The 13,934-nt window shown below is 47.0% G+C and carries 18 protein-coding genes and 2 tRNA genes; 16 read left to right on the forward strand and 4 right to left on the reverse strand.

The window, feature by feature from the left end; genetic code table 11:
* Positions 1-292 precede the first annotated feature (292 nt).
* From EHO60_RS08195 to EHO60_RS08205, 3 genes are all read left to right on the forward strand, one after another.
* Positions 293-955, forward strand: a complete 663-nt coding sequence (locus EHO60_RS08195) for an ATP-binding protein (protein ID WP_135767636.1) — start codon at positions 293-295, stop codon at positions 953-955.
* A gap of 69 nt (positions 956-1,024) precedes the next feature.
* Entirely contained in the window at positions 1,025-3,004 is a 1,980-nt protein-coding gene (gene uvrB, locus EHO60_RS08200) for an excinuclease ABC subunit UvrB (protein ID WP_135767637.1), read from the forward strand.
* Positions 3,005-3,012: 8 nt separating this feature from the next.
* Positions 3,013-3,612, forward strand: a complete 600-nt coding sequence (locus EHO60_RS08205; protein ID WP_135767638.1) for a rhomboid family intramembrane serine protease — start codon at positions 3,013-3,015, stop codon at positions 3,610-3,612.
* A 43-nt stretch (positions 3,613-3,655) separates the two neighbouring features.
* On the opposite strand, the gene cutA is transcribed toward EHO60_RS08205, so the two are convergent.
* Both cutA and EHO60_RS08215 read right to left on the reverse strand, forming a co-directional pair.
* Entirely contained in the window at positions 3,656-3,985 is a 330-nt protein-coding gene (gene cutA / locus EHO60_RS08210) for a divalent-cation tolerance protein CutA (protein WP_135767639.1), read from the reverse strand.
* Between the two features lie 95 nt (positions 3,986-4,080).
* A complete protein-coding gene (locus tag EHO60_RS08215; protein ID WP_167880171.1) occupies positions 4,081-4,455 on the reverse strand; it encodes a hypothetical protein in 375 nt (124 codons plus the stop codon).
* A 315-nt stretch (positions 4,456-4,770) separates the two neighbouring features.
* On the opposite strand from EHO60_RS08215, the gene EHO60_RS08220 reads away from it, so the two are divergent.
* From EHO60_RS08220 to EHO60_RS08235, 4 genes are all read left to right on the forward strand, one after another.
* Positions 4,771-6,003: a serine hydrolase domain-containing protein gene (locus tag EHO60_RS08220; RefSeq protein ID WP_135767641.1), complete on the forward strand. Its 1,233-nt coding sequence runs from the start codon at positions 4,771-4,773 to the stop codon at positions 6,001-6,003.
* 29 nt (positions 6,004-6,032) lie between these two features.
* The gene (locus EHO60_RS08225; protein WP_135767642.1) at positions 6,033-6,749 is read left to right on the forward strand and encodes an HAD-IA family hydrolase; all 717 of its coding nucleotides are present in this window, start codon (positions 6,033-6,035) and stop codon (positions 6,747-6,749) included.
* An 83-nt stretch (positions 6,750-6,832) separates the two neighbouring features.
* Positions 6,833-7,114: a helix-turn-helix domain-containing protein gene (locus tag EHO60_RS08230; RefSeq protein ID WP_135767643.1), complete on the forward strand. Its 282-nt coding sequence runs from the start codon at positions 6,833-6,835 to the stop codon at positions 7,112-7,114.
* Positions 7,115-7,367: 253 nt separating this feature from the next.
* Positions 7,368-7,679, forward strand: a complete 312-nt coding sequence (locus tag EHO60_RS08235; RefSeq protein WP_167880172.1) for a helix-turn-helix domain-containing protein — start codon at positions 7,368-7,370, stop codon at positions 7,677-7,679.
* Positions 7,680-7,779: 100 nt separating this feature from the next.
* Here EHO60_RS08235 and EHO60_RS08240 read toward each other — a convergent pair whose 3' ends face one another.
* Positions 7,780-8,418, reverse strand: coding sequence for a DUF6946 family protein (locus EHO60_RS08240; RefSeq protein WP_135767644.1), 639 nt, complete (start codon positions 8,416-8,418; stop codon positions 7,780-7,782).
* 322 nt (positions 8,419-8,740) lie between these two features.
* Entirely contained in the window at positions 8,741-9,496 is a 756-nt protein-coding gene (locus tag EHO60_RS08245; RefSeq protein ID WP_246028194.1) for a hypothetical protein, read from the reverse strand.
* Positions 9,497-9,897: 401 nt separating this feature from the next.
* Here EHO60_RS08245 and lsa25.6 point away from each other — a divergent pair, with 401 nt between their 5' ends.
* From lsa25.6 to rplA, 9 genes are all read left to right on the forward strand, one after another.
* A complete protein-coding gene (gene lsa25.6, locus EHO60_RS08255; protein WP_476737696.1) occupies positions 9,898-10,560 on the forward strand; it encodes an Lsa25.6 family adhesin in 663 nt (220 codons plus the stop codon).
* 261 nt (positions 10,561-10,821) lie between these two features.
* Positions 10,822-11,175 carry a hypothetical protein gene (locus EHO60_RS08260; protein WP_135767646.1) on the forward strand — a complete coding sequence of 118 codons (354 nt, stop codon included), beginning with the start codon at positions 10,822-10,824 and terminating at the stop codon, positions 11,173-11,175.
* The gene (locus EHO60_RS08265; protein WP_135767647.1) at positions 11,172-11,588 is read left to right on the forward strand and encodes a hypothetical protein; all 417 of its coding nucleotides are present in this window, start codon (positions 11,172-11,174) and stop codon (positions 11,586-11,588) included. The genes EHO60_RS08260 and EHO60_RS08265 overlap by 4 nt, the downstream gene beginning before the upstream one ends.
* Before the next feature lie 200 nt (positions 11,589-11,788).
* Positions 11,789-11,860, forward strand: a tRNA-Thr gene (locus EHO60_RS08270).
* 16 nt (positions 11,861-11,876) lie between these two features.
* Positions 11,877-11,947 (forward strand) — tRNA-Trp (locus EHO60_RS08275).
* Positions 11,948-11,993: 46 nt separating this feature from the next.
* Positions 11,994-12,176 (forward strand): preprotein translocase subunit SecE, encoded by a 183-nt coding sequence (gene secE / locus EHO60_RS08280; protein ID WP_135767648.1) that lies wholly within the window; start codon positions 11,994-11,996, stop codon positions 12,174-12,176.
* A 33-nt stretch (positions 12,177-12,209) separates the two neighbouring features.
* On the forward strand, positions 12,210-12,755 hold the full coding sequence (gene nusG / locus EHO60_RS08285) for a transcription termination/antitermination protein NusG (RefSeq protein WP_135767649.1): 546 nt from the start codon (positions 12,210-12,212) through the stop codon (positions 12,753-12,755).
* Between the two features lie 41 nt (positions 12,756-12,796).
* The gene (gene rplK / locus EHO60_RS08290) at positions 12,797-13,225 is read left to right on the forward strand and encodes a 50S ribosomal protein L11 (protein ID WP_135767650.1); all 429 of its coding nucleotides are present in this window, start codon (positions 12,797-12,799) and stop codon (positions 13,223-13,225) included.
* 5 nt (positions 13,226-13,230) lie between these two features.
* On the forward strand, positions 13,231-13,923 hold the full coding sequence (rplA, locus tag EHO60_RS08295; RefSeq protein WP_135767651.1) for a 50S ribosomal protein L1: 693 nt from the start codon (positions 13,231-13,233) through the stop codon (positions 13,921-13,923).
* Positions 13,924-13,934: the final 11 nt, after the last annotated feature.

The raw sequence follows: 13,934 nt of genomic DNA on the forward strand, positions 1-13,934 counted from the left end.
ACTCCGACCGATTCCAGGAAAGGTCTCTGGTTCTGTCGACGGGAAATCGATTCGTAACGGGCCTTTTTCATAATTTTCGATTTGAAAAAAAGGAATTCTCCACCGGTTTTAGAGCGGAGAACTCGTCGCCGAACGGAAAAATTCGGACAGAAATTGCGGGAAAAAGCGAATTTGCTTTTCGGATACCCGGACGATAGAGAATCGGACAGGTCTCGCTTTCCGGTTTAGTGACCCACGTCAAAAATCCGATTTACATTCATTTAAAAAAAAGTTCCTATGGAAAAATATGGGAATGTCCTTTTCCCTAGGAGAGATCGAGGCCCAAGTAAGGGATCTCCTAGCAAACGGTTTGATAGGAAATTCCCAGGATTTCCATGCCTGGATCCGAATGGATGTTCTCAGAAAATTTCGGGAAGAACCTGTTTTTTCTCCGGAATGGATTCCAAAAATATTGGAGACCATGGTCGGGACGGGAGAAGCGGCTCGGGGAAAATTGGATCCTAGAGAATATTCCCTGTCTGCGGAATCGCCTGCACGTAAAAAGCCCGTAAAAAAAGAAGAATATTCGGTTTTAGGTCGAACGGAATTCCAGCCCATGCAATACGTTCGGAGCAGACTGGAGACGTTTTTAAGAAGTAACGGAATCTCGGAAGATATCATCGTAGATCTGACGATCGGCTCCATAGAAGCAGTGGAAAATGCCGTAAAATACGGCGACGGAGGAACGGTGGAAGTTTCTTATTCCGTCGATCCCGGAAAATCCTTTAAGATCCGTCTTGTGAACAATTTACGGGACCTGAACCTGGAAGAGGATATCGAAAGAGGCAAATTTTCTTCCACTGCGACATTGATGCGCGGAATGATGGTCATGCAGAAATTATTCGATAAAATGGATCTGGAAATTTTGGAAGAACGCAAACAGGCGCTGTTCTTGGCCGAAAAGAAAATCGCCTGAACTTTCCGAATTTTCCCGGGACCAAAAACGTTTTTTTCTCCCAGGATTCTAATGAGTAGGAAAATTACTATGCCCGCCGTTTTCAAGCTTCATTCCCCTTACCAAGCCGCCGGAGATCAGGTCCAAGCCATCGAAAAAATCGCCACCTCTTTTAAAAAGGGAGAGGAGAAGGTTACTCTCGTCGGAGTCACCGGTTCGGGAAAGACTTTCACTATGGCGGAAGTGATTTCTAAACTCGGATTACCCACTCTGGTGCTTTCGCATAACAAAACTCTTGCGGCTCAGTTATTCCGCGAATTTAAGGAATTTTTTCCGGAGAACGCAGTCGAGTATTTCGTTTCTTATTACGATTACTACCAACCGGAGGCGTATGTTCCTTCCTCGGACACATTCATCGAAAAGGATATGTCCATGAACGAGGAAATCGACAAGCTCAGGTTGCGCGCCACTTCCTCGCTTTTGGAGAGAGACGATGTAGTGATCGTGAGTTCCGTTTCCTGCATTTACGGTTTGGGATCTCCGGAAGAATATACTAAGTCGGTGGTCTCCGTCCAAAAAGGAGAAACCATAGACCGGGATGCGGTGATTCGAAAGCTGCTTCATATCCAGTACAATCGAAACGACGTGGATTTTTCCCGCGGGAATTTTCGGGTTCGAGGAGATTCCGTGGAAATCTTTCCCGCCTATCATACGGACGGAATTCGGATCGAATTTTTCGGAGATGAAATCGACGCGATTTCCCGGATCCAACCCGTAACGGGTCAGGTGATCGCCAAATTGGATCGTTGTTTTGTCTATCCCGCAAAGCACTTCATCACTTCTTCTCCCATGCTTAAAGATGCGATGGGTGTGATCCACGCAGAGATGTTGCAACAGGAAGAAAAATTCAAAAAAGAGAATAAGTTCCTGGAAGCCCAACGGATCGTATCCCGCACGAACTATGATATGGAAATGCTCCGGGAGATGGGGTATTGCAGCGGAATCGAGAATTACTCCCGTCATTTGACGGGAAGAAAAGAGGGAGAACGTCCCGCCTGCCTGATCGATTATTTTCGGGGAGATTTTTTACTGATCGTGGATGAGTCTCACGTTACGATTCCCCAAGTCGGAGGGATGTATGCGGGAGATAGGGCCAGAAAAACGACTTTGGTGGATTTCGGATTCAGACTTCCTTCCGCTCTGGACAACCGTCCTTTGAATTTTACGGAGTTCGAGGATCTAACGCCTAAAACCCTGTACGTTTCCGCTACTCCGGCAGACTATGAGATGGAAAAAAGCAAAACCATCGTAGAACAGATCATTCGTCCGACGGGGCTTCTGGATCCGATCGTGGAGATTCGTCCTACAAAGAATCAAGTGGAAGATTTGTTGATCGAGATCCGAAAGCGGACGGACCAGGGAGAAAGAGTACTCGTTACGACTTTGACCAAGAAAATGGCGGAAGACTTGACGGATTATTATAAGGAGTTAGGAGTCAAGGTTTCCTACCTGCATTCGGAAGTGGATACCTTGGAAAGAGTGGAGATCATTCGGGATTTGAGGAAAGGGATTTATGACGTTCTCGTGGGTATCAATCTTCTTCGGGAAGGTTTGGATATACCGGAGGTTTCTCTCGTGGCAATTCTGGACGCGGATAAGGAAGGGTTTTTAAGAAATTATAAATCTTTGATACAAACCATTGGTCGAGCCGCCCGTAACGTGAACGGTACGGCGGTGTTGTATGCGGACAAGACGACCGAATCCATGGAAAAAGCGATAGAAGAAACGCGTCGTCGTCGCTCTATCCAAGAGGAGCACAACGTAAAATACAGGATCTCTCCTAAGACGATCTCGAAGGGGATCAGCGACATTATCGAACGCGAACAGCGAGAATTTACGATGGAAGAAGCCGCGATGGAAAACATCAACAAGCAATTCCGGGAAAAGAACTTCTCCAGCAAGGAAGAGATGAAAGAACGTCTCAGGGAAGAAATGCTGAAGGCCGCAAAGGAATTGGATTTCGAAAGAGCGGCCATGCTGCGCGACAAAATGCTGTCCTTGAAATCGTAGGGAAAGGAATGATAACCGAAATCACTATAGGAATCACTTCCGCCGTCAGTCTGTATGCGCTTTTCGTAAACCAGGACTTTTTAGAGCGTTTTTTATTGCGTCCTTACAGAGACGCGAAAGAAGGAAGGTTTTACACTTTAGTCACTGGAGCTTTTTTACACTCGGATGTGTTCCACCTGTTGTTCAATATGGTGACCTTGTATTTTTTCGGTCCGGCTGTGGAATACAGTATCGGGGGATGGGGGTTCCTGTCCGTGTATCTGGCTTCCATACTTTCCGCGGGTGGAATCTCCTTTGCCAAGAACAAGGACAATCCTAAATATGCAACGCTTGGCGCTTCCGGTGGAACTGCAGGAATCGTTTTCGCTTCCGTCCTTTTTTTCCCACAATCCAGTATTTTTCTATTTTTGATTCCGGTCCCGATTCCCGCACCGTTATTCGCGATTCTGTACTTGGGATATACGTTTTACGCTGCCAAAAAAGGGAACGACGGAATCAATCACGACGCGCACCTTTACGGAGCTCTAACAGGTTTGGCAATCGCGATTTTTGCGAAGCCTGAGGCCTTGCCGAAGTTTCTGTATTACATTTTGAATGTATTCCGTTGAGGTTCGGATCAGGGTATCAAACCGGACCCGATTCAGAATTTCTTTATCCCCCTTTCGCGATCTTCTGCTGGATGAAGGATTTGAATTTGTCGGATCCGAAACTCGCTTCCAAGCGGATGATTTCAGGCGCAAGGTAGGGGTGCTTCTTCATAATATACTCTTCGATCGCGGAATACTGTTCCGCTTTCGCTTTCAACAAAATCTTGTTTTCGGAATCGATAGTCAATTTTCCCTCCCACTGGTAAAGTAGGGATACTTCCGGAAAGATCGTCCCGCTGATGATGATTCCGTTTTGGAGCATTTCTGCTATGTATTCCTCCGCTAGGTCGCGATCCGCGAGAGTGGTGAAAATGAGTATTTCTTGGGATGACATTCTTTCCTCCGAAAGACAGGAAAATGCGCTTTCGTTACGATTTGTCCAGCCTTTCTCCGTTCCTCCCCGAATCTAAGACAGGGAATGTTGCGAGCTCAATTTTTACATAGGTTCCGACAATGATCGATGCAGCCGTTTCTCTTCCTGTCCACGGTAATGGCGGTAAAAACGGTCTGTACGCTCGGGGTCGGAAATTCGTTCCAGCACTCGTCCTTACAGTTATTGTAAAGTACGGAACAGTCTTTAGAATTTCTTAAATTGCGGCCGGCTTCCGAAGTCATGAGTTCGAACAACCGCTTTTCCTCTTCGCTTTTAAAGGTCGGTTTTTTTCCGAGTCTTTTTAGCTCCTCCGCGGAGAGGTTGCCTTCCTCAGGTTTGGGGACTTCTCGCAGTTCCGTTTTCTCCTTAGCTTTAGAATTCCCGTTCCAATCTACGGTAAAAAAACAACCGCTTAGAAAAAGAAAAAGCAAGGGTAAATATCGGAAGGAATTTCTCCGAAAGAAGGAGTATGCGGACATGCTTCCACGGTCTTTTGCGCTCCGAGCCTCGCAAAGAAAGATTTGACCGTAAGATCGGAAAAACGGGGAGAAATCTTTTTTTGGAATCTTGAACGTACGATCCGATTCCTCGGGTCTAACAGTTGAGAGACTAGTTTTTCTCTTTTCTTTTTCGATGAAAAATTGGAAAAAAATTTCCGAAAACTTCGTCCAATAAGATTGCCAGTACATGGCGGTCCCTCTATTCTTTCAAGAAGGAGCCGATACGCCGAAGGGGAGAATTCGAATTTGCATTTTAGAATTTTCGTAACGATTTTTTCCGTAATTGCGTTTTCGAACTGTAGCGCCCTCGCCTGGGGCTGGGTCAAATTACCTGACGGTGTAAGCTGGGATCACCCGGTGCATTTGGATCGGACTCCTGTGGACGGTTTTTCCGTTCATTTTCCCGAGGAATCCGGAATGGATTCCCGTCCCTTAGTCGAACTTTCGCAGAAAATGCGGAAAGATAAGACCGAGGTCCGGTCCTTCCTGATCGCGAAGGAAGGAAAATTGGTTTGGGAGAGATACGCAGGCGGTGTTTCTAGGAACCACAACCATAATATGTATTCCGTCACCAAATCCATGTTATCTCTTTTATTGGGGATCTGCTACAGCAACGGCTGTGGCGTCGATCTGGATGAAAGCCTCGCAGTTACGGAATCTAGTCTACCCGGAATTTTACCGACCGAATTGTCCGGAAAAGAATCGGTCCGTCTGAAAGACGCATTGCGTATGAGTTCCGGGATGGGCTGGGACTCGTTCGTTAGAAGAGAAGAAATTCGGACCGAGGCAAATCCTCTCTCCGTAGCGTGGGAGCCCCAGGTTTCTTCTCCCCCGGGGACGAAATTCGAATATTCCAACGGGGATTCCCAGTTGGCGGCAGGGTATCTGGAAGCGAAGACGGGAAAGAACCTGTATGAATATGCAAAAAATACGATCTTTGCCTGGTTGCGAATCCACGGAGAAGAATGGTATACTTCCGCTTCCGGTAGACAAACGGGCGGATTCGGTTTGAGACTGAGGCCGATCGATATGGTCAAAATAGGCCAATTGTATTTGGAAGGAGGCCGCTGGCATAACCGTCAGGTCCTTCGTCCGGAATGGATCGCCTGGACCCTGGAACCCGGTGTGGACCCGCGTTACGGACTTCATTGGTGGTTACACGAATTCGAAGGAAAGTCCACGTTCATGGCCACGGGAAAAGGAGGTCAGTACATCTACGTGATTCCTCATAGAAAAATCGTAGTCGTGCTTACTTCGGCCATCTGGGATAAGGCTCCGGATGCATTGTTGCATTCCGTCCTGGAAGCGGTAAAACTTTCCTTGCATTCCAAGGACAAGATGCCGACCAAAGAAAAAGAAATCGCAATGTTGAAGGAATTAAAGTTGGCTCATAAATCCTCTTTGGATCCCAAATTAAAGGAAGGAGCGGACGAAACGAGGTTAGCAGTTCAACCGGGACTTTCGCCCTCACATCCATAAATCCGATTTTTCGAGACTAAGCAGATTTGATGAAAATATCCGAAGGCAAGGCCCGATTCCTTTTTTTAGATGTCGGCGATACGCTTCTGACCATGAAAAAGCCGGCGGGAGAAATTTACTTCGACGTACTGAAAAATTTCGGACTCACGAACTCTCGTCCTCCCGGTTCCTTGGAAAAGGCTTTTCATAAGGCGTACTCTCAATTGACGAAAGTTCCTTTGCTCGAACACCGGGATAAGTTTCACGTTCACGATGGGGGAAGCGAAGGATGGTGGAGGGATCTCCTTGGAATTTTCCTAAAAGAGATCGGTTCCGATCTGGACCCGGATCCTATTTTTCTTTCCATCTTTCGTAAGTTCGACGATCCGGAAGTATGGAAGGTGGATCCAGGATTTCCCGAATTATTGGAATTCGTACGAGAAGAAGATTATGGGTTGGGGATTATTTCTAATTGGGACCATCGCCTGCGGGATCTACTGAAAAGCGTAGGAGTTCTCCGCCATTTTGATCCGATTTTCGTATCCGCAGAGTTCGGATTCGAAAAGCCTTCCCCTTTGATATTTCAAGCCGCTTCCGAATCCGTAGGACTTCCTCCCCAAAAATTATTTTACTGTGGGGATAAAATCGAGCTGGATATCGTACCCACGAGGGAGCTCGGCTGGACCTCTTTTCACAAGCACGAAAAAGGCGACGTACGCGACTTATCGGAACTCGTAGAGAAGCTGAAAGCTTTGAAGCCTGCCTGAATTGCCAGAGTAGGAAAATCCGATTCCCGGGATTTCTATCCTGATTTGGTATATGCCGGATTGGGAAGTAGAATAGATTCGTTTTGGCTAAAACGATTTATACTGAAGAATACCGAGCTTTTCAAAAGCTACTAAAAAAGGCCCGAAAAGAGGCCGGCTTTACCCAAGTCGAGGTGGCGGAGGCCCTGGGAGAGCCGCAATCGTACGTTTCTAAAATCGAGGCCGGAGACCGTCGAATCGATGTGATCGAATTTTGGGCCTTGGCAAAGATTTACCGCAAGCCGTTAGATTTCTTTTTTCGCTTCGACGACTCGGAGCGTTCTCGTAAGAAATCCTTGAAAGCCGCGGCACCCAAAAGACGCTAACCTTCTTTCGGTTCTCTATTCCTTCAAAGGGAAAGGCTGCGGAGCGGGAAAACCAAACGAGAATGAATTTCAAATTAGAATGCATTCCGGTTTTTCCAAGAAAGATTCGTCTATCAAAAAACCCTTTGTGTGAGTAAAGCAGCTTTCGATTTTTGGAAAATAGATATTTGTCAATATTTTCCCCCTTTTTTGCGTCAGATACTCGCGGTTTCCGTAATATTCAAATTTGGCATAAGGGGATATAAGAAGTACAATGTTTTGTACTTTGAGTAAAACCATATATAGCGACGAATATCGCCGAATCATAGATAAAGTACGACAAGCCCGCCTAACCGCCGAATTGACCCAAGAGGAAGTGGCGCAGGCTCTCGAGATCAAACAGTCATTAGTGTCCAAAATAGAGTCCTGCCAGCGAAGGCTGGACGTGCTCGAGTTGCTTGAATTGAGTCGATTTTTGGGTAAGCCGGTGGAATATTTCTTTTATCCCTCCGCTTCCGGAAGGGTAAAATCCCCACTTCGAAAGAGCTTGAAGGCTGCGTCCCCTCGCAAGAAAAAAAGAGGTTAGGGCCTTCTCGGTTCTTCTCCGTAGGATTTTGCCAGTCCTGCGGCTACTGTTCTTCGGAAGCAAACTTCGGGTCGAAGGTAAGTGTAACTTCCTCTTCTTCTTAAGAGTCGTAAAAAACGAAGTACACATGTTTCCCTCCTAATTGCAGTGATACCGGTAGGGGATCCTTGCTCGGCCGTATTCCGAGAGCACTCAAAAATTGATGAAAGTCATCGTATAAACTCTTATCTCCTCCGAAGCCCTGGATGAGGAAAATTCCCTGAGGTGTGGAAAAATCGTCCATGAAAGTAATTAGGGAATAAAGGCGGCGTATCAGTTGGAATCGCAAGTGCAAAGCTTCCTTTTCCGGAATCCCGAGAGATTCCAAGAGTCGGAAGAGTTTTTGGGACCTTGCCGGGGATTCCGCAAGCCAATCTCGGATTCTGGGCCCCAGAGTTTCTTTCCCTTCCACTGTTAGGATCCAAAGTCCTTTGTGATTTTTGCAAAAAGCTAGGAGATCCGTTTGGGACCTTTGGGTTAAAACGGGCATGGGGATTTTGAATTGCGGAATTCCGAAAAGAAGTTTGAGATCTTCCAATTCTGAAATTCGATTCAATTGCCGTGACAGTCCGGCTGGAATTCCGTTCGCTTCTTGCCATTCTCTGGCCAATTCGAATGCTGGAAGTCCTTGCATAAAATGCTCGGGGCTATAGAGCAAATCTTTCCATTCGTAAAAATGACGGATTTCCTTTAGGAACATACTTGTCTCGAATGTATTATATCCTATTTCAGAATAATATAAATCAAGTAAAATATTTTAAAATGGAATATTCCTTTCTTGATCTATCTCAAGCGCAGCGGAGGAATTATTGTTCCGAAGAAGAGGGTCAAGGATTCCTTCGGTTCACGTTATGCGGATTTGGGAAGGTCGTTTGGGATTTTTCTTATTTTCTCTTGTAGTAGAAGGAGTCCGCTTTGCAGGTTTTGGGAGAGGCTATTGCGTAGAAAAAAAGAAGGCAAACCGATTCCCTTGCCTTCCAGGAGTTTTGCAAAGGATCGGTTTGCCGGAGAGATCGTGGCGATTAGAATAAGTTATTCAAGGTAGCGCATTGTCCTATGGCGGTGTTTCTTGCGGATCCATAGGTACATGCAATGCTAATCAACGTAGGGGCTGCCGCTGTGGGAGTCGTTGCGCTCCAGAGAAATTGGGTGTTTGGAAAATCCGCATTTATCTTTGCCAAGGTTGCCGCGGTGCAGGATGCTTCGCTTGCTGCCGATGCATATAAGGAGATCACTGCTTCGTACGCAAACGTTTGGTATTGGGAAACGCTTGCGGTTCCGATCGATGCCAATTGTGAGGGGGTTAAAGAAGGCCATGTTTTGGTCACGCTTGCCATTCCTTCCGTCACTATACTGGAAAGGGGAGTCCATTGCATTCCGGCTACGAGGGAGTTCCAGGTGGTTTGGTTGGCCGGAGCCGAAGAATTGATTAGATTTTGGATGTAATTGCTCGTGTTCGTACATCCGGAAATGCCCTGAGCGATCGCTAACGTTGCTTTTAGTTGGGACACTCCGATTGCCTGCGTCGAATTCGGATCCGTTCCGAAAATCGTTGCCTGGTTGCAGGAGCTGGAAGGAACAGGGGTGAGTGTGGACATGTAGCTATTCGCTGCAATTTTTTGGGTCTGCGCGCAATTTCCCGAAGTCAATAGAAGCAAAGCGGCAATCGTTTCTTGGTCCTTATTGTCGTGTTTCTTGGCACAATTTGCGAATACGGAAATGCATAGAAATGCGAATCCGATGAATTTTATTTTTCCCATACGATATCTTATCTCCATTGGGCGTTATTTCTGGGCTAGTTTGTCGGATCGGTTTTATTTTTGTCTATTAAATAATAAATTATTTTATAAAATAATTTTATGGTTGATTTTGCCTTAATCTGGGTTAAATCGAGGGGAAGGTCTGTCAGGTCGCTTTTTATGCCGAATTTACCGTATTGCCTTGCTGGAAAGTAGGGAAAAGTAACGGGTTTTTGCAAATCAGGGAAAGGAGCTGAACGGACTAAAATTGCCCTGGAGGAGGTTTCTTTCGTCCTTCTTGAATGTAAGAGGGCAAAATCCAATCGATAGGTTTTAGAGTGATTTTTCTTTTTTGCCCATTTGCGTCCGAGAGGATTTCGTCTTTCGAAAGAGGGACAGCTCGGCCTTTCCGATTTCTTTTTTCGCCGTTTGTCGCGTCCATTTTCCTCCTTTATGCCTGCCGGTCTCCGTTCGAGACGATCGATTTTTCCGCGGCGTCCCAGGCGGAACCGAATGTGCATTCCTTTCGGTACAGGAATACGGGGAAGATCGTCTTTGTAGAAATCGACGAACATAGATCCGGCCAAGCCGATACTTGGCAATGGGTCAGCACGGATCCGAAAAGATCGGACAAATCGAATATCCTTTATAGAGAGCAGATTACGAAGCCAGGAAATGCAGTAGATACCAAATCCTACTACGGACCGAACAATTTCCGGATCGTAGATTTGCTGGATACGAACGGGGACGGAGTCTTTGAAACCTCGATCTATTATAATTGGAATGCGGTTCCTCAAGCGCTAACGGGAACAGTCGCACGAATCGAATCGAATACGGATGGAAAGCAAGGAGTGAATCTTTGGATTTATCCTCCGGTTCGAATGGAGATCGATACGGACGAAGACGGAAAGCCGGACCGATTTACGGAAAATGAGGAGGTTGTCGCGGAGGAATATTCTAAATTCATAAAGGAGAAGGGAATATCTGCGGTTCGTTTCCGGAGTTTAGATCCCGATAAATCTTGGGCCTTGCATCCTTCCCGCATTCCGGAAGGAAAAAATAGGGGAGTCGTTTCCGGCTCGTTTTCCTCGTTTCCGAAATGATTCTCTTTGTTCCGTAGGCACAGCGGTCCGGTTCTCGGAAAATTCCGCAATTACATCGGGTCCTATAGAGTTCTTATATTTCGCTTATTATTTCCGAGTCTCGGGTGGAACCTGTTTTCGGATTTCTGAATATCTCTTTTTCGTTTTACAAACCCGTTTCATTTTTTTCCGTCCTTAAGGGAAGGATCAGTTTACAAAAAAGAAAAAGTAGGGAATGGCTCTTGACTTCTTTATTGATAAACGAAATTCTTTCAGTTAAACATGGGATCGAAACGGATTCTTTCATTCTGTTTTTTAGGAATCGCGTCCTGTCTTTCGAACGACTGTTACGGAAGAAAGGTGCTCGGGCATTTCAACGAATTGACGATCGGAGCGGAATACGAGGCAAGCGCTTCGATGGCTGCCGCGGAGCGTGTAAGCACGAAGATCTGCGACAAAATGTTCTTGAACGCTTTCCAAGTCGGGATTCACAGAGCCAAAACCGATGTGCTCGTGGAAGCCCTCCGCGAAGAAATGAAGAAGGATCCGAAAATCGTGGCGTTTAACGACGTGCACTTCGAGCACCGATCGGGGTGTTGGCAGATCGAATACACTCCGGAGAGAAAAAAGAAATGAATCGCTCGATTCTGATCCTTCTTGTGCTCCTACTTTTTCTACAGAATTGTCTTTATGAAAAAGGGTATATTCGCAGGGTGCAGCTTCATCCGAACGGGGAAATTCCTGCGGAAAAAGCCGAAAATCCGCAGCCGAATCGGGTTCAATTTCGGAAATGCATGTACTCTTTCGTGGCCTTATTTTGGTACAACCGTCCTTTTCCGGCTTCTTGGAACGATATTATCGCGGATCCAAGCACGGACGAAAAGCATTCCATGCGATTGAAAAACGCAGTGATCTACATAGACGGGATCGATTTCTTTCCGCCCTGGACGGTTTTTATGCTTTTTCTACCTTTCCCCACGGTTCCGATTATGAGAACCTGCGGAGTCGTGGAAGGAGAAGTGACCGGCACTTCCGCCCGGACCTTCTAAGCCTGCCTAGAATTTTCTCGCAGTTTCTGAGAATGCGACATAAGATTAAAGTTTCCTTCCGGAAAATCTCATCTTCTTTTCCTCCTAGCATAAATAGTGCCAAACGAATGGAATCCAACCGCTAAAACCTTGACCTAGGACCCAGGGCAAAAATACTGTGTATTTCTAGCTTCCCTACCTGGGAGCGGATAGCAAGACATGCCCTCTTAGCTCAGCGGTAGAGCACTTCCATGGTAAGGAAGGGGTCACCAGTTCAAGCCTGGTAGAGGGCTAGTTTTACGATTTTAAAGGCCTGTAGTTTAATGGTAGAACTAGGATCTCCAAAGTCCTTGGTGGGAGTTCGATTCTCTCCGGGCCTGCAAGGAACGGTTGTTTGGTGAGCGCCAAAGCACAGGAAGGAAACGAGTGAAGTTAAACGCTTTTATACAAGAATGCCGCGAAGAACTGAAAAAAGTCCAGTGGCCCAATCGCCAAGAAGTGGTTCAATCCACCTTCGTGGTTTTGGGGACAGTTCTCTTCTTCTCCACGTTCCTTTTTCTTTCGGATATGGCCTTTGTTCGGCTTCTCACCGGATTTTGGAATCTGTAAGGATAGGGAAGCGAGGCGGCAAAGGAAGTCATCATGGGTGAATTGAAATGGTACGCGCTGCAGACCTATTCCGGTCACGAGAATAAGGTGCAGAAGAATTTGGAGAAACTGGTCACCCAGCGGAAACTGGAGGATAAGATCCCGCAAATTCGCATCCCTACCATGGATGTCGCCGAGATGAAACACGGCAAAAAGAAGGTTTCCAAGAAGAAACTGATGCCGGGTTACGTTTTAATCGAAATGGACATGGACGACGATTTGCGTTTCATGATCCAGAGCCTTCCGTCGGTTTCGACCTTTGTTGGTTCGAAAGACGGTGGCCCAGAGCCCCTTTCCGTCGACGAGGTCAAAAACCTGTTTGCGGAATCGGGAGAACTCAAATCCGAGGAGCCAGCCGCTCCGAGGTTGTTGTTCAAGGTTGGAGACAGTCTGAAGATCATCGACGGACCGTTTGCCAACTTTACCGGAGTCGTAGATGAGATCTTCCCCGACAAGGGAAGGCTCAGAGTGAAGGTGGAGATTTTCGGAAGATCCACCCCTGTGGAATTGGATTATCTGCAGGTCAAAACCGAACCCTGACCGGTGGGGGTACCGGGAGAAACAAATAAGGTGTTTCGCCAATGGCAGCAAAGAAAGTCGTAAAGCAGATCAAGCTCCAAGTGGAAGCTGGTAAGGCCAACCCGGCGCCTCCCGTAGGCCCCGCCCTCGGTCAGGCCGGTTTGAATATCATGGAGTTCTGCAAGCAATTCAACGAAAGGACTAAGGCCCAGATCGGCCTCAAGCTTCCCGTAGTCATCACAGTGTTCTCCGATCGGAGTTTCACGTTCATTACCAAGTCTCCCCCGGCGGCTCTTCTGGTGAAGAAGGCGATCGGTTTAGAGACCGGTTCCGCTACCCCTCACACCGTAAAGGTGGGAAAGATCACTCGTAAACAGCTCGAAGAGATCGCAAAAACCAAAATGGAAGACCTCAACGCCAATGATTTGGACGCTGCGGTTCAGATCATCGCAGGTACTTGCCGTTCTATGGGCGTCTCGGTGGAAGGATAAGAACGATGAAGCGCGGAAAGAAATATCGTGCTGCGAAAGAAAACATCGACAGCACCAAAGTATATCCCGTCGAAAAAGCGGTGGAATTGGCAAAAGCCTCTTCCTACACTAAATTCGATGGAACGATAGAAATCGCAACGAAAGTCAATTATAAGTCTCTGCAGAATATCCGGGGAACGATTTCCCTTCCTCACGGAACCGGAAAACTGGTTCGTGTTTTGGTTTTTTGCAAAGGGGATAAGCAGAACGAAGCCAAGGCCGCAGGAGCGGAATTCGTGGGAGACGCCGATCTGATCGAAAAGGTCGCCGGCGGTTGGACGGATTTCGATGCTTGCGTCGCTACTCCTGACATGATGAAGGATGTAGGTAAGCTGGGGCCGATCTTGGGGCGCAAAGGTTTGATGCCGAAACCCAAAGCAGGCACCGTTACGAACGACGTTGCAAAGGCAGTGGGCGAACTCAAATCGGGAAGGATCGAATATCGTCCCGACAAAGGCGGAGTTGTCCATCTAGGAGTAGGCAAGGTCAGCTTTGACCAAACGAAACTCGTGGAAAATATTCGTACCGTAGTTCAAACCCTTCTCCGGGACAAACCCTCGGATGCCAAGGGCGATTACCTGAAAACCTTCGCAGTCTCGCCGACTATGGGCGCAGGGATTAAGGTCGACGTTAAGGAACTGGTCAACTCGGCCCTCTAAGGTCCGAAGAC

The sequence above is a fragment of the Leptospira fletcheri genome, from assembly GCF_004769195.1.
In the GTDB taxonomy this organism is placed as follows: Bacteria; Spirochaetota; Leptospiria; order Leptospirales; family Leptospiraceae; genus Leptospira_B; species Leptospira_B fletcheri.

Coding starts and splice junctions, on each gene's coding strand:
- EHO60_RS08195 (WP_135767636.1), top strand. CDS start 293: ATGTCCTTTTCCCTAGGAGAGATCGAGGCCCAAGTAAGGGATCTCCTA.
- uvrB (WP_135767637.1), top strand. CDS start 1,025: ATGCCCGCCGTTTTCAAGCTTCATTCCCCTTACCAAGCCGCCGGAGAT.
- EHO60_RS08205 (WP_135767638.1), top strand. CDS start 3,013: ATGATAACCGAAATCACTATAGGAATCACTTCCGCCGTCAGTCTGTAT.
- cutA (WP_135767639.1), bottom strand. CDS start 3,985: ATGTCATCCCAAGAAATACTCATTTTCACCACTCTCGCGGATCGCGAC.
- EHO60_RS08225 (WP_135767642.1), top strand. CDS start 6,033: ATGAAAATATCCGAAGGCAAGGCCCGATTCCTTTTTTTAGATGTCGGC.
- EHO60_RS08235 (WP_167880172.1), top strand. CDS start 7,368: ATGTTTTGTACTTTGAGTAAAACCATATATAGCGACGAATATCGCCGA.
- EHO60_RS08240 (WP_135767644.1), bottom strand. CDS start 8,418: ATGTTCCTAAAGGAAATCCGTCATTTTTACGAATGGAAAGATTTGCTC.
- EHO60_RS08245 (WP_246028194.1), bottom strand. CDS start 9,496: ATGGAGATAAGATATCGTATGGGAAAAATAAAATTCATCGGATTCGCA.
- EHO60_RS08260 (WP_135767646.1), top strand. CDS start 10,822: ATGGGATCGAAACGGATTCTTTCATTCTGTTTTTTAGGAATCGCGTCC.
- EHO60_RS08265 (WP_135767647.1), top strand. CDS start 11,172: ATGAATCGCTCGATTCTGATCCTTCTTGTGCTCCTACTTTTTCTACAG.
- nusG (WP_135767649.1), top strand. CDS start 12,210: ATGGGTGAATTGAAATGGTACGCGCTGCAGACCTATTCCGGTCACGAG.
- rplK (WP_135767650.1), top strand. CDS start 12,797: ATGGCAGCAAAGAAAGTCGTAAAGCAGATCAAGCTCCAAGTGGAAGCT.
- rplA (WP_135767651.1), top strand. CDS start 13,231: ATGAAGCGCGGAAAGAAATATCGTGCTGCGAAAGAAAACATCGACAGC.